The 18168-nt window shown below is 60.2% G+C and carries 16 protein-coding genes and 1 pseudogene; 9 read left to right on the top strand and 8 right to left on the bottom strand.

Annotated features, from left to right (window positions below; translation table 11 throughout):
* Positions 1-75: 75 nt before the first annotated feature.
* Together LG300_RS03730 and LG300_RS03725 are read right to left on the bottom strand one after the other, a co-directional pair.
* Positions 76-1446 (bottom strand): MFS transporter, encoded by a 1371-nt coding sequence (locus LG300_RS03730; protein WP_404377069.1) that lies wholly within the window; start codon positions 1444-1446, stop codon positions 76-78.
* 135 nt (positions 1447-1581) lie between these two features.
* The gene (locus LG300_RS03725) at positions 1582-2220 is read right to left on the bottom strand and encodes a class I SAM-dependent methyltransferase (protein ID WP_404377068.1); all 639 of its coding nucleotides are present in this window, start codon (positions 2218-2220) and stop codon (positions 1582-1584) included.
* A 39-nt stretch (positions 2221-2259) separates the two neighbouring features.
* Here LG300_RS03725 and LG300_RS03720 point away from each other — a divergent pair, with 39 nt between their 5' ends.
* The 4 genes from LG300_RS03720 (at position 2260) to LG300_RS03705 (ending at position 4456) form a co-directional block, all read left to right on the top strand.
* A complete protein-coding gene (locus LG300_RS03720) occupies positions 2260-2643 on the top strand; it encodes a VOC family protein (protein WP_404377067.1) in 384 nt (127 codons plus the stop codon).
* A 119-nt stretch (positions 2644-2762) separates the two neighbouring features.
* On the top strand, positions 2763-3158 hold the full coding sequence (locus LG300_RS03715) for a DUF4870 family protein (RefSeq protein WP_404377066.1): 396 nt from the start codon (positions 2763-2765) through the stop codon (positions 3156-3158).
* 3 nt (positions 3159-3161) lie between these two features.
* Positions 3162-4094 carry a lysophospholipid acyltransferase family protein gene (locus LG300_RS03710; protein ID WP_404377065.1) on the top strand — a complete coding sequence of 311 codons (933 nt, stop codon included), beginning with the start codon at positions 3162-3164 and terminating at the stop codon, positions 4092-4094.
* 11 nt (positions 4095-4105) lie between these two features.
* Positions 4106-4456 carry a DUF4870 family protein gene (locus tag LG300_RS03705; protein ID WP_404377064.1) on the top strand — a complete coding sequence of 117 codons (351 nt, stop codon included), beginning with the start codon at positions 4106-4108 and terminating at the stop codon, positions 4454-4456.
* A gap of 23 nt (positions 4457-4479) precedes the next feature.
* Here the strand turns inward: LG300_RS03705 and LG300_RS03700 are convergent, their stop codons facing one another.
* Together LG300_RS03700 and LG300_RS03695 are read right to left on the bottom strand one after the other, a co-directional pair.
* The gene (locus tag LG300_RS03700; RefSeq protein ID WP_404377063.1) at positions 4480-5889 is read right to left on the bottom strand and encodes a mannose-1-phosphate guanylyltransferase/mannose-6-phosphate isomerase; all 1410 of its coding nucleotides are present in this window, start codon (positions 5887-5889) and stop codon (positions 4480-4482) included.
* 22 nt (positions 5890-5911) lie between these two features.
* Positions 5912-7483 carry an alkaline phosphatase gene (locus tag LG300_RS03695; RefSeq protein WP_404377062.1) on the bottom strand — a complete coding sequence of 524 codons (1572 nt, stop codon included), beginning with the start codon at positions 7481-7483 and terminating at the stop codon, positions 5912-5914.
* A 205-nt stretch (positions 7484-7688) separates the two neighbouring features.
* On the opposite strand from LG300_RS03695, the gene LG300_RS03690 reads away from it, so the two are divergent.
* Genes LG300_RS03690 through LG300_RS03675 form a run of 4 tightly spaced genes read left to right on the top strand, consistent with a single transcriptional unit; the run spans position 7689 to position 12804 of the window.
* On the top strand, positions 7689-9218 hold the full coding sequence (locus tag LG300_RS03690) for a glucan biosynthesis protein (protein ID WP_404377061.1): 1530 nt from the start codon (positions 7689-7691) through the stop codon (positions 9216-9218).
* Positions 9211-11181 (top strand): glucans biosynthesis glucosyltransferase MdoH, encoded by a 1971-nt coding sequence (mdoH, locus tag LG300_RS03685; RefSeq protein WP_404377060.1) that lies wholly within the window; start codon positions 9211-9213, stop codon positions 11179-11181. The genes LG300_RS03690 and mdoH overlap by 8 nt, the downstream gene beginning before the upstream one ends.
* The gene (locus LG300_RS03680) at positions 11181-11972 is read left to right on the top strand and encodes an FkbM family methyltransferase (RefSeq protein WP_404377059.1); all 792 of its coding nucleotides are present in this window, start codon (positions 11181-11183) and stop codon (positions 11970-11972) included. Before mdoH ends, LG300_RS03680 begins: the two co-directional genes overlap by 1 nt.
* A 37-nt stretch (positions 11973-12009) precedes the next feature.
* Positions 12010-12804, top strand: coding sequence for a creatininase family protein (locus LG300_RS03675; protein WP_404377058.1), 795 nt, complete (start codon positions 12010-12012; stop codon positions 12802-12804).
* Here the strand turns inward: LG300_RS03675 and ribA are convergent.
* Positions 12801-13904, bottom strand: a complete 1104-nt coding sequence (gene ribA, locus LG300_RS03670) for a GTP cyclohydrolase II RibA (protein WP_404377057.1) — start codon at positions 13902-13904, stop codon at positions 12801-12803. The genes LG300_RS03675 and ribA overlap by 4 nt on opposite strands.
* A gap of 64 nt (positions 13905-13968) precedes the next feature.
* Between ribA and LG300_RS03665 the strand changes: the two genes are divergently transcribed.
* Positions 13969-14832 (top strand): RibD family protein, encoded by an 864-nt coding sequence (locus LG300_RS03665; RefSeq protein ID WP_404377975.1) that lies wholly within the window; start codon positions 13969-13971, stop codon positions 14830-14832.
* 105 nt (positions 14833-14937) lie between these two features.
* On the opposite strand, the pseudogene LG300_RS03660 reads toward LG300_RS03665, so the two are convergent.
* The 3 genes and pseudogenes from LG300_RS03660 to LG300_RS03650 form a co-directional block, all read right to left on the bottom strand.
* A pseudogene (locus LG300_RS03660) lies at positions 14938-15810 on the bottom strand (YbhN family protein); the annotation flags it as partial.
* Positions 15811-15813: 3 nt separating this feature from the next.
* Positions 15814-17748 (bottom strand): glycosyltransferase, encoded by a 1935-nt coding sequence (locus tag LG300_RS03655; protein ID WP_404377056.1) that lies wholly within the window; start codon positions 17746-17748, stop codon positions 15814-15816.
* Positions 17745-18143: a 6-pyruvoyl trahydropterin synthase family protein gene (locus LG300_RS03650; RefSeq protein WP_404377055.1), complete on the bottom strand. Its 399-nt coding sequence runs from the start codon at positions 18141-18143 to the stop codon at positions 17745-17747. Before LG300_RS03650 ends, LG300_RS03655 begins: the two co-directional genes overlap by 4 nt.
* Positions 18144-18168: the final 25 nt, after the last annotated feature.

Raw genomic sequence — 18168 nt, 5'->3', positions numbered from 1 at the left:
TATCACTGATAGTAGTTTCCCTACTTCCACCACACCATTAGCCCAAGGTCTCAACCTACCGGTAACCCTGTTAGCTTACTTACGCACCTCGGTTTCCACGTCATCGTAGTAGGTAATATGGCTTTCGTCTTCCTGGGGCGGGCCTACCACCGGTTCGGCAACGTCCACCTCAGGCACTACATCAGAAAGATCCTCCAGATGCTCGTGCTCCAGCGCCCCTTGTACCAGCTCTTCGGTGACGACTAACTCGGCCCCTGCGGCGGTCATCGGGGTTGTGGGCGTAAAGGGTGCCACCGGTACCGGTGCCGGACGCACGCTACGACGCCAGCCAAAGAACAGCACAAAGAATAAGCTCAGTGAACCAACAGCCCAAAATAGGCCCGCATCGCCCACGGCGGTCATCACCGGCGAGATCATCAACGGGCTGACAGTGGCACCAATCGAGTTAATCAACAAAAGACCCTGACTCATACGCACCAGTGCACCGGCGGGGGCACGGTCAGCGGCGTGGCTAACGGCAACGGGGTAGAGCGCAAACACGCCTCCGCCCAGCAGGAATAGCAACACAGCGAGCAGCGGTGTGGAGAGCGGCAGCCACAGCATGGCCGCCGAGATCACTACACAGAATGCGCTGATACCGATCAGTACCATCTGACGGTCATGGCGATCCGACCAGCGGCCAATCGGGTACTGCAGCAGCATCGCACCAAGAATCACCACCGCCATCATCTGGCCTACCTGGTTGACACTCATCCCAATGCGCTGCAGGTAGAGCGGCAGCAGCGTATAGGCCGCGGCCACCACCATGCCTGAGCCAAGGCTGCCCATCACCCCAGTGGGTGTCATGGTAATCAAGCGGAACGGCGGCAGTGGTTCGGCATGCTCAATCAGCGGCGAGACGCGAGGAATCATCGCCATCGGCAATACCGATAGTGACGCCAACAGGCCGATCACCATAAAGGGCGCGGTATCGCCCATGGAGCTGGTAATACCCAGCATTAGCTGACCAAGCACCCCGGCGGCATAGAGCGCGATCATATACAGCGCCAGCAGGCGGCCACGCACCTTTTGGTCACCAGCAGTCAGTAGCCAGCTTTCAATCACCAGGTAGACACCTACCGTGGCCCAACCGCCGATCAAGCGCAGCGCAAACCACGCCCAGGGGTCGAAGAATAGCCCTTGAAGCAGCACAGTTACCGCCACTAACGAGGCAAAGCTACCATAGGCGCGGATATGGCCGATACGCAGTAGCAGGCGATCATTAAACATCGCCCCCAAGGACAGGCCAATAAAATAGGCCGATGAAACAATCCCGATCACCGTTGCCGATTCGCCCGCTGCGTCTAAACGGACGGTAATCAACGTAGCAAGAAAGCCATTGCCAATCCCGAGAATAAACAGCCCTAACAGGGGTGCCATTGCCATGGCCAACAGTTGCCGCGACATGCGTACCTCACCTTGCTCAATGGATGAATCGTTGCCGTTAACACGCCATCACATCAAGCAGGCAAGAAAACGGGCGCGCAATTATTGCTTCCATAGGCGCAAAGTCAATGCTTTTTCGCCTTTATAGCAAGCAGATTAGTGTTTTCTAAAAATTACCACGTCATTGCCAGGAAATTCGACTGTTAAGCCTTGGTCAGCAGCCCACCAGCGAAAAGTCGCAACACTAAAAAAGCAAACGTGGGTTGGGTCATTAATATAGTGCCAGCGGGCGAAGGCTGCTTGGCTTGTGACCCGCTTGGTCATCAGCCCAAGATAGCCGCCGTGGTGAAGTTGCGCGACCCGCTGTTTCAGAACCTTTCCCGGTGCCGCCAGATGCTCTACCACCTCGGTTGCGGTAATAAAATCGTACTGGCGGGCCAGATGAGCGGCAACGGGCGCATAAAAAATATCGTACTCATCCATATCAAAGCCCGCTTCTGTAAACATCACAGAGAGCGTTGGCCCAGGGCCGCAGCCAAAATCCAGCCCTTGTGCGCCGGGGGCCAGCTTGGCTACCAGTGGAGTAAATAACCGCCCCAGAAAGCGCCGGTATCCCTTATCCTGTGGAGAGTTTTGGTGCCGGTCATACTCGTTTTTTTCATCCACGGCGCTTAAATGCTGCTCGCTAGGCACAAACACCAGCGCACACGTGGCACACTGGTAATAATCACGGCGACGGTCTTGATGGTAAAGCGCAGGCTCCTGCGTATGGCATAGCGGACAGCGTCGCATCATCGTATTCTCTGGTTTTACGTTTGTATGAAGGAAAGAGGCATGCTCTCAGGTCTGGATCATCTTGTTGTTACCGTGACCGATATGGGTCGCGCAGTGGACTTTTACTCACGCGTATTAGGCCTGGATGTACGCTACCGGGACGCCCAGCGCGTTGACCTGATGTTAGGCGATACAGCCCTGCGCCTACACCAAACCGATACCGATATCGCACCGATTACCGCCACGCCCACCCCAGGCAGCCTGGATTTATGCCTGCGCTGCCAGCTACCGCTGGATGAGTTCAAGCAGCACCTGGACGCCTTATCCATTGAGGTAGAGCTTGGCCCCGTGGCCCGCCAGGGCGCCAGCGGCCCGATTGAGTCGCTTTACCTGCGCGACCCAGACGGCAACCTACTGGAAATCTGCCGCCCAGCGGCGCGTTAAGCACCCCCCCTAAGCGTGGGCGGCCTGCGGGTGATAACTCGCACCGCCCACGCTATCATAGCGCGCAGAAAAGGTGTCCGCCGGATGCTCGAATTGAACTGAATGGAGTAGGAACGCCCATGCGCGACGACGCCCCACTGGAAGGCGAAGTGGTCGACCACCACGCTTCGCCGGAAGAGACCTCCCCCGCCCCCGATACGACCATGGCCATGGTGATTTACGCCCTCTACCTAGCCAGCTTTGTGGTGGGCTTTACCTCGCTGATCGGGGTCATTATTGCCTATGTCTATCGCGGCAAGGGGCCGGTATGGCTCGATGAGCACTACCGCTATCAGATCCGCACGTTCTGGATGGGCCTGCTCTACGGCAGTGTGGCCACCCTACTAACTCTCGTCCTGGTTGGCTTCCCCATGCTGCTGGCCCTGGCCGTTTGGTTTATTGTGCGCTGCGTGAAGGGCTTTAAAGGGCTACAGGAGAAGCGCGCGCCCTCCAATGTCGATAGCTGGCTGCTGTAACCCATGACTGAACAGGCAACTCCCCCAGCAGCAAGCTTTCAGGCCCGTGCCATTGCTAGGCTGTGGCGCACCCTCTCCCGCTGGCCGCTGCGCTGGCTATGGCGTAGCGCAGCACTCGTTGGGCCGCAGGTGTACCGGTTTAGCAAACGTGAACGCCAGGTCACCGAGATCAACCTGAAGGTGGTCTACCCCGACACCCCTGCCAGCCAACGACAATCCCTGGCCAAACAGAGCCTTCAGCACTCTACCGCGACCATGCTGGAACTCGGCCACGCCTGGATGGCATCCCCCGAGAAGGTAGAAGCCAGCATTCTAGCAGTGCATGGCCGCGATAAGCTGGACAGCGCACGGGCCGAAGGGCGCGGCGTGATTGTGCTGGCCCCTCACTTTGGCAACTGGGAAGTACTGAACTTCTGGCTATCCAGTCATTTTCCGTTTACCGCCATGTACGAACCACCCAAGATTACCGGCCTGGAGCCGATTATCCGCCATGGCCGCGAACGGATGGGCGCGAAGCTGGTGCCCACAAACCCAAGGGGCGTGGCGGCACTGCTCAAAGCGCTGAAACGTAGCGAGGCGATTGGTATTTTGCCGGACCAGGAGCCGGACTGGGGCAGCGGCGTGTTTGCACCCTTTTATAGCCGCGACGCCTACACCGCGACGCTACTGCCAAAACTGGTGGCGCGCACCCAGGCGCGAGTAGTCACCGGCGTGGCCCTACGCGTCCCCGGCAAAGGCTTTGAAATTCACTTTTTAGATGCCGACGAGCGGGTCTATAGCGCTGACGATACGGAGTCAGCGACCGGCGTAAATGCCAGCGTGGAGGCCTCCATTGCGCTAGACCCGGCGCAGTATCAGTGGGAGTACAAACGCTACCGGAAGGTGATCCAACAGCAGCAGGGCGTGCAAGACGCTAACCGCTTTCGTATTTACTAAGAGAGACCCTTATGGCCGAGCACTATATTCCGAAACAGGATACGCGTCCGACACAAATTATTTATGCTCTTTATCTAGCAGGGCTGGTCACGGCTAATGTGACGCTATTGATCGGCGTGATTATCGCCTATGTCTACCGCAAAGAAGCGGCCCCTTGGCTACAAGAGCACTATCGCTACCTCATCCGCACGTTCTGGATCGGTAGCCTCTACTTTATTGTCACGTTTACCCTGAGCCTAATCTTTATCGGCACGCTGCTCTGGCCGCTACTGGTGGTATGGCTAGGCGTGCGCTGCATTATCGGCTGGGTGGCGGTACGTAAAGGCCAGCCACCAGCACGGCCGGGCAGCTGGCTCTGGTAAACCGCCCTGGTAAATAGGAGCCGCTACTCGTCGCTGTGGCGAGCGTACACATCATCCAAACGCTCGATATCATCCTCGCCCAGGTAGCTACCCGACTGCACTTCGATCAGTTCCAGCGGGATTTTTCCTGGGTTCTCCAGGCGGTGCAGTGCGCCAATGGGGATATAGGTAGATTGATTCTCGCTGACTAGAAACGTGCGTTCCTCCACCGTTACCCTGGCCGTACCGCTGACCACCACCCAATGCTCGGCGCGATGGTGGTGGCGCTGCAGCGACAGCCGCGCACCGGGGCGCACGGTAATATGCTTCACTTGGTAGCGCTCGCCGCTGTCCATCGCCTGGAAACTGCCCCAAGGGCGATGAACCTGGGGTGAAGTATGTGGCTCGCTGCGCCCGGCTTGGGTCAGCGTTTCGACAAGCTGCTTAACGCCCTGCGCCTTGTCCCGATGGGCCACTAGCACGCTATCCGAGGTTTCCACCACGATCAGGTCTTCAACGCCGAGCGTGGCCACCAAACGGTGGTTCGCCATCACGAACGAGCGCTGGGTCTCACTCAGTACGCCATCACCCGTGACCACATTACCTGACACATCGTGTGTGTGTGCGCTCATCAGAGCATCAAAGCTGCCTATATCGCTCCACTGGGCATCCAAAGGCACCACGGCCGCTTGGCTGCAGTGTTCCATCACCGCGTAGTCGATCGACTCACTCGGGCAACGCTGAAACGCCTGTTCATCCAAGCGCAGAAAATCCAGGTCACGATGAGCACAAGCCACTGCCTCTTCGCAGGCCGCCAGCATATCGGGCTGAAGCCGCTCAAGCTCCGCCAAATAGCGGGAAGCGCGCAGCAGGAACATACCGCTATTCCACAGGGTATCGCCCTGGGCCAACAGCGCTTTGGCGCGCTCTAGGGCAGGCTTCTCGATAAACGCCGCCAGATGGCGCCCCTCCCCTAACGCCTCGCCGCAAGCAATGTAGCCATAGCCGGTTTCCGGATGCGTAGGCACCACGCCAAAGGTGACGAGATAGCCCTGCTCCGCTAGCGGCTCGGCACGCTGCACACTATCGATAAACGCCGCCGCATCGCCTATCACGTGGTCGGCAGGTAGTACCAGTAGCAGCGGGTCTTCGCCCGATTGCCTTGCCAGCAGTGCCGCGCAGGCAATCGCAGGGGCGGTATTGCGCCCTGCTGGCTCTAGTACAATCTGGCCCTCTTGCTGAGCTTCGCGAAGTTGCTCTGCCATCAAAAACCGGTGGGAGTGGTGGCCCATCAGCATGGGCGGTAGCGTCGTCAAGCCTGCCAATCGGGCGATGGTCTGCTGAAGCAAGCTCTGCGCGCCGGTTAAACGTAAAAACTGTTTAGGCATCTGCTCACGTGAGAGCGGCCAAAGCCGGGTGCCGCTGCCACCGCTCAAAATAACCGGTTGAATCATGGTGTCGTCCTTGGTGGTTGTGCTAACGGCCAAAGTCCTGCTGCAGCCAATGGCGCAGTTGGCTCATGGGCGGCGCGTCCTGCGGGCGGGCTAGGGGGGGCAACATGCCCTCCACAAAGCCGCGCTGTTTAAACGGTGCCAGTAGTGCCGGGTCACCGCTGATAATATGCACGGGCACGGCGGCGCTGGCGTCATCACCGGTAATCAGCGGAGCGGGCTGGTGGTCGCCCAGCACGATCAACAGAGTGTGTTCATCCACCACCCGTTCGGCCCAGCGCCCCGTGACGCTAACAGCGTAGTCCACTGACCACGCGTAGTGGTCACGGATGCGCTCCAAGTCCCGCCAAATCACCTCTGGCGGATCGCCTGCGTTCTCCCAGGGCGCATAGATACTGCCATCGCCCACCAGCGACCAGTTCTCCAGCACCGGTAGCACCGGCGTCCAGGGCGCGTGGCTGGAAATCAGCGCTAGCTGTGCAAACAGCGGCGCATCGCCAAGCAGCTCCCGCTGGGTGTAGTCCAGCGTAAACTGGTCAGGCATGGTCACCCAGTTGAGTGGCGGCCCTGCGTAGGGAATATCCTTAGCGGCGGCGATCTCGTCAAACCCGTAAGCACGCCCTTCCGGCCATGCCAGAGTAATCGCAGGCATCACGCTGAGCGTGCGCTGACCGGTTGCACGAAAGTCATCGATCAACGTCGAGTGGCCACTATCTAGCATCAGCCGGTACCACAGCTGATTGTCGATCCAGCGGCCGCTAAGCGTGGTGGCATGGGCCAGCCACGACTGCCCGCCTTGTATCGGTGATTCCACTAGACCCGATACTACATGCAGCTCGCTTGCTGCTAATCGGCGATTAATATCTTCTAAAGTGAGTAGCAGCGTTCGGTTATAGCGGGGGTCGTTGAGCGCAGAGACACCATACGACTCAATAAACGTCAGCAGCACATTACGCCCCGCCAACTCTGGCAGCGCCTGGGCCGCCAGGGGCGCCTCCTCCAATTGCGCAGTAAACGCTTGCCGGGCGCGATGGGTAGCCACCCCCTGCTCCCATTGAAAATGCGCCGTCTTGATAATCGGTAAAGAGGCATTGGGAACCAAGCCGCTACCCTGGAGCTGTAATAGGGCTAAACACGCCGCCGCCCCCAGCACTGCCAACGCTACTTTCCTTCGCCCCTGGCCGCGAGCCAAGTGGGTAGCGGGCATCAGCCAGCGCAGTAATCCCCAAAGCAGTAACAACAACAGCACGCCGCCCGCCAACAACAGGCAAACCGCCACAGGTTGGCCTACATTACCTACAAGCAGGTGGTAAATAGAGCGCACCAACGGCACATCCAGGTAGAGATTAAGCGGCCTTCCAAATGCTGTATAGGTGGCGGCTTCACCGAGATTGACTGCGGTTGCCAGCGCCACCGCGCTGACTACGCCACACCCGATCAAACGTCGCCAACGGCCTGAAGGTAGCAGCAGCATGGCGGGCGCAATAAACCATGCTTCCCACGCGATTAGCGGCGAACCCAACGCGCCAAATCGCCACCATAGGGGCAGGACAAGGAGCAGGTTTAGCGCGCTGGCCGTTAATAGGAGACGGAGCATTAGCACCTCTAATCACAGGCATTGAAAACCCTATAACCAACCGGGCATCGGTAGAAGGACATAGACGGTAAGCGGCTTAGAAAGGTTCGTACCGTTTACACAGCCGTTTTTTGGACCCAACTTGTTAAGCGTATAGTTTTTGTTTAGATATTTCACACAATGACGTGTTATTGACTCTCTAACAGGTAACGAAAGGAACTCGCCCATGGGTTGCCGTACTGCTGCAAAATGGATGTTGTCGTTAAGCTGGTTATTCACCCTACCCGCCACAGCCAGCGAAGATGCTGTCTTTCAACAGGTGTTAGCGCGTGCCAAACAGTTAGCCGCCTCCCCTTATCAAGCGCCCCAGGCAAACCTGCCCGATGCCCTCCAGGCGCTCGATTATGATGGCTATCGGCAAATACGCTTTAACCCAGAGCGCGCCTACTGGCGCGATGAAAGCCCCTTTAACCTACAGCTATTCCACAGCGGGTTTCTATTCCAAGCGCCGGTGACGCTGAACTTGGTAGAAGCAGGCGAGGTGACGCCACTCGACTTCACCACCGATGACTTTCGTTACGACGGTGAGGCCAGCACTCTGCTTGAGCATGATTTAAACGGCAGCGGCCACGCGGGGTTTAGGCTCCACTACCCAATTAATAACTCCGACTACGCCGATGAGTTCGCGGTGTTTTTAGGCGCCAGCTACTTTCGTTTGGTTGGTCAGCATCAGGCCTACGGGTTATCCACCCGTGGGCTGGCGATCAACACGGCCTCCGCTCAAGGCGAAGAGTTTCCTGCCTTTCGTGAATTTTGGCTGGTCACACCTGACAACGACACCGAGAGTGTCACGCTGATGGCACTGATGGATAGCCCCTCGCTCAGCGGTGCCTACCGCTTTACCCTCACCCCCGGCGAACACACCGAAGCCGAGGTGGAAGCCGAAATTTTTGCCCGCAGCGATGTGGAGAAAGTAGGCATTGCGCCGCTCACCAGCATGTTCACCTATGGCGAAGCCTCGGCCCAGCGGCCAGACGACTTCCGCCCCCAGGTGCATGACTCGGACGGCCTGTTAATGCATACCGGTAGCGGCGAATGGATTTGGCGGCCGCTGAGCAACCCTACAGCGGTGAGGGTCTCAAGCTTTGCCGACGATGCACCCCAGGGGTTTGGCCTAATGCAGCGAGAGCGCGACTTCGACCGCTACCTTGACCTGGAAGCCAACTACCACCGTCGCCCCAGCCAGTGGGTAGAGCCGCTGGAAGCTTGGGGCCAGGGCCGCGTGGAGCTAGTGGAAATCCCCACGCCGGATGAAACCCACGACAACATCGTGGCCTACTGGGTATCCGACGACACGCTAAGTGCCGGTGAATCCCAGCGCCTGCACTACCGCACCTACACCCTTAACGAACAGCCCGAAGAGCACACACTAGGGCAGGTAATTCGCACTCGCCACGGCACTGCCGCCGTACCGGGCGAAGTGGATTCCCCCTCAGCGAACCAGCGCCAGTTTGTGGTCGACTTTGCCGGTGGCGAATTAGATAACCTCGCCCCTGATGCCGAATTAGCGCTAGATATCAGCGTGCTCAACGGCGAAGCGCTGCTGCCCCAGGTAAAAGTGCTGCCCGATAACGGAAGGCGCGCCACGTTCCGGCTGCCACCCAACGGTCAGCCTAGCGATATTCGCCTACGCCTGATGCACGACGGTAAGCCGGTGACAGAAACCTGGAACTATGTGTGGTATCCCGATGCGTGATCTACACACTCCCACCCCGCCTATGCCGTGGCTCAACGCACGACGCGCCCTACTGGCCACGCTGGTCATTGGCACCAGCGCCGCAGGCTGCATAGCGATGGCCCACGTGGTCGCCAATTTAACCCTTAGCTGGCAAGTCGCTATGCTAACGCTGTTCGGTATGACCTTTAGCTGGATCGCACTGGCCTTTTGGGGAGCCGTTTGCGGCTTTGTACTCTGTGCGCTGCGCCGGAACCCATTAAGCCTTAAACGCTTAACCGCCGAGCGCCCCACGGCCAGCCGCTTGGTCAGCCGTACGGCGCTGGTGATGCCGATTTATGCGGAACCGCCCATTCCTACTATTGCTGGCCTGGAAGCCACCTGCCGCTCGCTACTGCAGCAGCCCACTCCTCAAGGTGACGACACCGCCAACGTTATTCGTCAGCATTTTGAAGTTTTTATCCTCAGCGATACTCAGGATGCTGCCCACGCTGAAGAAGAAGCTGCCCACGTGGCCGCGCTGCAGCAGCGCATGGCTGGCCAGCTAGCGATCCACTACCGCCGCCGCCCCAATAACCACGGGCGTAAAGCGGGCAATATTGCCGATTTTTGTCGGCGCTGGGGGCGCCGCTACGACTATATGGTGGTGCTGGATGCTGACAGCCTGATGAGCGGTGACACGCTGCTGCACATGGTGCATCAAATGCAACGCTACCCCACCGTAGGGCTCATTCAAACCGTGCCGATCCCCGTTGGCCAGCGCACGCTGTTTGGCCGCTTTACTCAACTGGCTTCAGCGCTTTACAGCCCCATGCTAGCGGCGGGCCAAAGCTTCTGGCAGGGCGATGCCGCCAACTACTGGGGGCATAATGCGATTATCCGAACCCGTGCCTTTATGGCCCACGCGGGGCTACCCACACTGTCGGGCAAGCCACCGCTGGGGGGTGAACTGCTAAGCCACGACTTTGTGGAAGCCGCACTGCTTAAACGCGGCGGTTGGCAAGTACTGCTGGACACTTCCGCCACGGCAGCCCTATCTCGGCGCAACCCCCACGCCAGCGCCTCGCGCAACAGTTTTGAAGCCATGCCCAGCAACCTGCTCGACTTTGCCAAGCGCGACCGCCGCTGGCTGCAGGGCAACTTACAGCACTTACGCCTGCTGACTGGCGCAGGCTTCCACCCGATCAGTCGCCTGCACTTCTTTTTTGGCGCTTTTGCCTATCTCTCGTCGCTGGTCTGGCTGGGGCTTTTACTGTGTACCAGCTTGATGGTGGGCTACCACGCCATTGACGACGCAGCCGAACCGCTACTGCCCCAAGCGCTCTCCCTGTGGCTACTAAGTACCACCTTGGGGATGCTGATTGCGCCTAAGCTACTGGGCTTACTGCTAACCTTCTGCCAATGTCCCCACGCCTTTGGCGGGCGCTTTAAACTGGTGGTCAGCACTCTATTGGAAATGGTGTTTGCCGCCTTAATTGCCCCATTGATGATGGCGTGGCATAGCCTATTTATTATTAACGTATTGATTGGTCGCGCCATCGAGTGGCAAACCCAACACCGGGGCGAGCGCTCGCTAAGTTGGCGGGAAACCTGGCGGCACACCGGCTGGATGACCCTGTGCGGCGCGCTATGGGCGGGCACCATGATGCTCTTTTCACCCTCCGCGTTTGGCTGGCTAACGCCCGCCTGGCTCGGGCTAGTGGCCGCCGCGCCGCTGGTTAAATACTCCAGCAGCGGCACCTGGGGCGGCGTGATTAGCCACCGCTTAGGCTTACTGCATACGCCCAGCATTAGCTTGAAACCGGTGCTTTTACAGGATTTTGCGAATCTCATGGCACGCAGCCCCCAACTATTAACGGAAGCACCCACGACTATACTGATGATGCCACCAGCGGAGCTGCTGGGTGAAATGCCCTGCCAGCTGCTTAAACCCACTAAATCTCCTCAAGAGCCGCCTACCTCACGCGCTAAGGAGCCCTATTAATGCCCCCGTCCACGTTACAGCGGCTACGCAGCGCCAGCGGGCTGGCCCGCTCGCTGTTTATTTACTGGCGGCCTGGGCGCCAGAGAAGCCTACAGCGGCTCTACCAGCCGTTTGTGGGGCCAGGGGATATCGCGTTTGATATTGGCGCCCACCTAGGCGACCGCAGCGCGGCCTTTCAAGCGCTGGGTGCGCAGGTAATTGCCTTAGAGCCTCAACCAGCGCTCGCCAAATGGTTCCGGCGGCTTTTAAAAAGCCCGCATATCTCACTGCTGCCGATGGCGGTTGGCCCCGAGTCAGGCTATGCGGATATCGCCATTAGCGTAGCCAACCCGACCCTCTCCACCCTAGCGACCGAGTGGCGTGGCCAAGTGGGCGAACGTAATCCCGGCTTTCAGCGGGTGCGCTGGGAGCAAACCCTGCGGGTAGAGATGACCACCCTGGATGCTTTGATTGAGCGCTTTGGCGAACCACGCTTTATCAAAATCGACGTAGAAGGGTTTGAAGCCGAGGTGCTGCAGGGGCTTAGCCATCCGGTGGCCGCGCTCTCGGTAGAGTTTGTCGCCGGCATGTTAGAGGTCAGCCACGCCTGCCTCGCGCAGATCAACCGGCTAGGCGACTACCGCTTTAACGCCATTGCCGGAGAGCAGCGCCAGTTCCGGTTTGCTACGTGGCAAACACCGGATGCCATGTCGGCATGGCTTGCTGAAGGCGCAGGGAACCTCGCGTCAGGCGATATCTACGCCTGCCGCAGTGACCACCCGCTGCTGGCGGTGCCACTCGACAACCACTAGCTGCTGACTATCCCCTCACCTAACTAACGAGATTGACATGATTTATCACTGGCAACATCTGACCGCCCCCCAGCTGCGCGCCCTTACCCAGCGCGACCCGGTGGCCGTTATCACCCTCGGGGCCATTGAGCAGCACGGCACGCACCTCCCCTTAGGAACGGACCTGATCATTGGCGAAGGCCTGCAGGCTGCCATGCTCGACAAGCTGGACCCAGCTCTTGAAGTGCTGTGCCTGCCCGCTATCGCCATCGGAGCCAGCGACGAACACGCCAGTTTTGCAGGCACCCTCAGCCTGCCCGCGCCGCTGGCGATCGCTACATTGGAAGCCTACGGCGAGAGCATTGCCCGTGCGGGCATTTATAAGCTCGTACTGATTAATAGCCACGGCGGCAATAAAGCGGTAATGGATCTAGCCGCGCTGACGCTGCGGCGGCGCTGTGGGATGCGGGTAGTAAAAGCCACTTATACACGACTACCACCGCTAGAGGGCGCCATACATGCCGACGAACTGCGCTACGGGCTGCACGGCGGGCTGCTGGAAACCGCCATGATGCAGCACTTAGCGCCGCAACTGGTGACGTTTGAAGGCTATGAACCCGCCGCTCCCGCCACGCCGCCGGAGGGCGCTCTGGTCAGCCCGGAAGGCAGCGCTGCTTTCGCTTGGCTGGGGGAGGATTTGAGCCACCACGGCGTAGCGGGAGATGCCAGCCAAGCCAACGCCGCCCTAGGTGAGCGGCTTGTTCATCACTATGCTGCACAGCTTGCCCAGGTGGTGGCGGAAACGTCTCAGCTCCCGCCGTTGGAGACATCAGCAGCGGCAGGTAAACGTTAGCGGCTGCGGCTTTCTAGCACTTCATCCAAAAAGTGGCCCGCCCGGTTGGCTTTGGCGCTCAGGTAGCGATGGTTATGGTCGGTCACGCTGCCATACAGCGCCTGGCGGGATACCACCTCAATACCGCCTTCGCGCAACGCGGCCATTTTCAGCGGGTTGTTGGTGAGTAGCTGTACCTGATCAATACTCAGAGCGTTCAGCATGTCCACCGCCACCGCGTACTGGCGTTCGTCGTCGCCAAAGCCCAGTACCTGGTCGGCATCCACCGTATCCAGGCCGCTATCCTGCAGCGTATAGGCGCGCAGCTTATTGGCTAAGCCGATCCCCCGCCCCTCTTGGGCAAGGTAGAGCAGTACACCGCCCCCCATCGCCTGGATATCGGCCACGGCATTACGCAGCTGCTCGCCGCAGTCGCAGCGCAGGCTGCCAAACAGGTCACCGGTTAAGCAGGCGGAGTGCATACGCAGCGGCACGGGGCCTTCCAGGCTATCGAGTTGGCCGATGACCACGGCAACGTGCTCGCGCAGGCCATCCGGTTCGCGGAATAGCACAAAGCGGCTATGCGGGGCATCCTCAAGGGGAATATTGGCCTCGCTCACCCGTTTCAGCATGCCGGGCGCGCCAGCCAAACACGCCAGCGCCTCTTCAGCCTTCACTTCCAACAGCCGCCCTTGGGCAATTTGCTCGGCCACCTCCTCCTGTGCCCGTTCGCTGACCACCGCAGTCAGCGCTGCCGGAATCAGTAGCGCCCGCCGCATTAGCGCTACCGCACTACGCTCTGCCGCCCCGGCGGGCTTCAAGCCGCTGAGTAGCGCGCTAGGCTTAGTGGCTGCATTTGCTACCGCTAGCTGGTTTAGCTCGTGTTCACTCACATGCTCTGGTAGTGGCAGGCAGGCGGCCTCGGCGGTGAGCGACATGCCCATGGCCTCCAGGCGGTGGCGGGTGAGTACCAGCGTGGGGCGCGCACCGGAGAGGCGTGCCAGGGCATCTACCGAGCGGCTGCCTTCCAACGCTTGCACCAGAAGGCGCTGCTCACCGCTGTTAATAACCACCGGCAAACCACGGCGAATATCAAAAATAGCGCGTTCAATGTGATACATGTAGGCCTCCAGATTGCCTAGTGATGTGGGCAAAGGTCGCTTGCGTTGAGCCGCACCGCCCCGCATGATCGGTGGTTGTTTTCAGTATGGAGGCGTCATGCCCGACTCCCGTAGTCCCCAGCAATCCTCTCCCATCGATAGTGAGACGGCGTGGGCGTGGCTGACAGCCAAGTGCGAAGGGCCGCCCGGTGCTACCGGTATATCCCTTGCCAGCGATGGCCAGTGGCACTCGCCCCAGGTGGTAACGCCTCAAGCTCAGGCGCTGTTGGATTGCCTGACGCCGCTGGCGGCCCGTCCCACCTGGGTCGTCGCCCAGTTGGGGCAGAGCCTTGATGGGCGAATTGCCACGGAAAGCGGCCATTCCCACTACATCAACGGCGCGGAAAGCTTGGTACACCTGCATCGGCTGCGTGCCTTGGCCGACGCGGTGGTAGTGGGTGCAGGCACCGCCGCCGCCGATAACCCCCAGCTCACCGTGCGCCACGTGAGCGGTTGCCACCCAACCCGCGTGGTGCTCGACCCGCGTGGTCGCGTGCCCAGCGATATCGCGCTGTTCACCAACGGAGACGTGAAAACGCTGCACCTTACCGGGCCAGAGGTCACGCCTTTGGCCAGCAGCGCTGAGCACTGCGTACTGCCCCTGAACGCTAGCGGGCAGTTCAGCCCCGCCGATGTAATTGCCCTGTTGGCAGGGCGCGGGCTGAAGCGTGTACTGGTGGAGGGCGGCGGTATCACTATTTCCCAATTTATTGAGGCTAACAGCGTAGACCGACTGCACCTGATGGTGGCACCGCTGCTGATTGGCTCCGGCAGGCCGGGCCTGCAAATGACGCCCATCGAGACCCTGGAGAACGCGCTGCGCCCTACGATGCGCTCGTTCCGGTGCGGCGACGACACGCTGTTCGATGTGGAGCTGCGGGCTTTCTAAACCACCCGACGACGATGGCCCAGAAAAAGCGGGGCCGTGCCCAGGCGTGGCGCGGGCACGTTTACCTAGCGCCACCCAAATGCCCGGTAAGCTAGAGAGCAGTACCAGCACGCCATACGCCAGCGAGATGGCGACTCCCTGGGCGGCGGGTAACCCCACCAGCACCCAAATACCGGCAGCGGCGCCTTCGCGCAGCCCCCACCCCGCAATCGAGAGCGGCACCAACATGGCTAACAGCAGCACTGGTGCTAGCGCCAGCACCTCAAGGGCAGGCATCTCGCTGCCAATAGCTCGGGCGGCGCACACCATTACTAAGCCATAGCTGAGTACAATCGCCAGCGAGGAGGCTAACTGCAGCGGCCATACGCCCCGCTGCAACAGCCCCCGGCGAATATCTCGGCCCATCGCATTGCACCAGGCGGGTAGCGTGACTCCATGCCCACGACGCAACCACTCACCTAACGCCACCAGCGCCAACAGCACAGCCACAAAGCTGGCAGCCAGCGTGAGTAGCAGGGGCACGCCTAGCGCAGCGTGCCAGAGGGGCGACGTAAACAGCGCCGCTAGCGTGAGTAGCGCCACCGCCATTTGCCCGGACGCTCGCTCAATCACCACCGCACGCCAAGCGCTGCCTTTGGAAGCCGTCTGACGAGCGTGACGGTGGGCGCGCCCTGCATCTCCCAATACGCCCCCCGGCAATAGCTGGTTGACCAGCAGCGCTAGGTAGTATTCGCGCAGGGCATAGCTAAAGCGTAGCGGGACATCCACCAAACCAGCGGTGAGCTTCCAGCGCCAAGCGCTGAGCGCTACCTGCAGCACGCTGATGGCAAGCGCCGCTAGCACCCATAACGGGGCAAGGCGCTTCACCTCCGCCAGAATGGCCGCTGGTTTTACCCATAAGGCCACCGCCGCCAGCAGCGCAAGGCTGATTAAGCCGCGCTGCACCCACGGCTGCCGCAGAAAACGCCACGCAGGCATGGGCTAGCCCTTCGCCGCTGGTAACGCCAGCAGGTCGTAATGGCCTACCCAAACACCCGCTTGCCCTCGCTCCACGGCATCCAGGCGCGCAGTGCGCCACTCGGCAATACGGGTAGCGGCATCGGGGGCCTGCTCGGTAGCCGCCTCTGCCCAACCGTTTATCAGCGAGCTAACCAACGGCTGCTGCTCATGGCTGTCCGCCACAAGCTGCCAAGGTGAAGGCGCCTCCTCCACGGTGTAGCCGTGCTGCTGTAACGCGTTCACCAGTGCCCCGTGGGCAGCGCCGCCAAGCGCCTCGCCCAAGCCTTTATCCCGCTGCTGGTGGGCGTTAAACAGGCCCAGCACAAAGCGGTCTTCCGGGTCGTCGATGGGCTGCTGCTCGGCGTCTACAAAGTACCACTCGCCGGTGACGCTTAAGCTCACCATCAGCGCCTGCTGACGCTTTGCACACTGCGCGGCCAGCGCGTCTATCCACTGTTGGGATACCAGATCCATCAGCGCCGAGGCGCTCACGACATCCACGTCTTTTAACGCCGGATGGTCGAGATTGGACAACGAGGCGCAGTGGGTTTCCACTTTCAGCGGCTGCCCCGCGGCATCGTGCAGTGGTCGCACCCGTGCTCGCGCCTCTTGCAACAAGGCCGCATCGTGGTCAAACAGCACCCAGCGCTGCGCGCTAGAGAGCCGTGGCGCTAAGAACTGCATATTGCTGCCCCGCCCGCAGCCTAGATCGGCCAATGCGGCAGGCGCAGAACGGGCCGCTAGCCACTCGTTTAGGCGGCTGACCAACGCTTCACTACGTGCGTGGCTATCCACCGCTTCGCGCAGGGAGAGCCAACTGGCGGCAAACTGGCTGCCCGCCGAGAGTTCGGTCGAGCTTTCGTCGTTCAATGCTTTGGCAAACGCGACGCCCGCCGCTTGCCAGTCGTTTAGTTCACCACGGGCTACCGCCACACCGGCACGCAATTCCGTTCGCAGCGCCTCGTTGGTGCAGAAATTGGTAATCGCGGCACTTAACGCCTCAACATCGCCCGGGGTAACGCTAATACCCGCACCTTCCGGCAGGGTATCGCGCAGCGCGCCACCGGTCGTGGTAATCACCGGCAGGCCGTGGGCCAAGGCTTCGGTGACCACCATGCCGTACCCTTCATACCAGGAGGGCAACACCAGCGCATGAGCGTTCTGGTAAGCAGCTTCAAGGGTAGGAGCATCGCATTCGCCATGCAGGGTGACGCGCTCGGCGAGCTGATGCTCATCAATCAGTTGCTGCACCTTGGCGCTGAACGCCGCATCACGGGCACCGCCATAGCAGTCACACTGCCACTGGCTACTCTCCACCTGCGCTAACGCCTTGACCAGCACATCTTGGCCTTTGCGCGGGGTTAGCGTTGCCACGCACAGTAGGCGGATAGGCTCGCCCTCGTTAGGTGCCGGGCTCATCGGTGCCTGGGCAACACCGGGCTCGACAACGGTAATCGGCGCGGTAACCGGCAGTGAGTAGTCGTTTGCCAGTTCACTTAAACGGCGGGCGGTGAAACGGCTGGTGACGATAACCCGCGCCACCGAGGCTAACCCGGTTAGCTCGCAGCGGTGCAAGCGCTGCTGCTCTTCGCTGGAAAGCCCCTGCTCGTCCCCCAGCGGGTGGTGCAGCAGCGACGTGATATCCAGCCGGTCCGCATGGCGGGCCACGATTTCCGGCAACGCGCCCATGGCAAGGCCATCGATAATCACCCGCTCGCCATCGGCCAGCGCGTCTAGCGCCTTACTCAGCGCTTGGCTGGCGGTATCATCAGCATCTGGAAAGCGGCCCTCTAGCCCTATCACGTCTACCTCAAGCCCCTGCTCGCGCAGCGCGGAGACAATCTGGGCATCGTAGATATAGCCGCCGGTGCGCTGGTTCGGGTCACCGGCGACCAATAAGGTATAGCGCTGGCTCATAACGCCCCTTCATAGCTTGCCCAGGCCACATGGGATTCATGCAGCTTGATTTCCATTTGGGTAAGGCCTTTCGCGGTCTCGCCCATTCTGCCCGCCTTAATGGCCGCGGCTAGCTGGTCGAAGATCACCTTCGCCATAAATTCGGTGGTGGTGTTCTGGCCGGAAAACTCGCTTACCTCATCTAGGTTGCGGTAGTTGTAATCCGCCAGTACTTCTTTGACGGTTTCGCTGGCCAGGCCGATATCAATTACCAGCCCGTCTTGGTCCAGCTCCGGACGCTGAAACACCACATCCACCACGTAAGTTGCGCCGTGGGTACGCTGGGCCGGGCCGAAAATCTCGCCTTTAAAACTGTGGGCGATCATAAAGTGGTCGCGAACGCATAAACGGTACATAGACTCTCCTGTGGTCATTCATCGC

Origin of the sequence: Vreelandella aquamarina, assembly GCF_044805175.1 — a bacterium.
GTDB lineage: Bacteria > Pseudomonadota > Gammaproteobacteria > Pseudomonadales > Halomonadaceae > Vreelandella > Vreelandella aquamarina_B.
The sequence above is the reverse complement of the archived record's forward strand: the minus strand, read 5'-3'. Positions and strand labels throughout refer to the sequence as shown.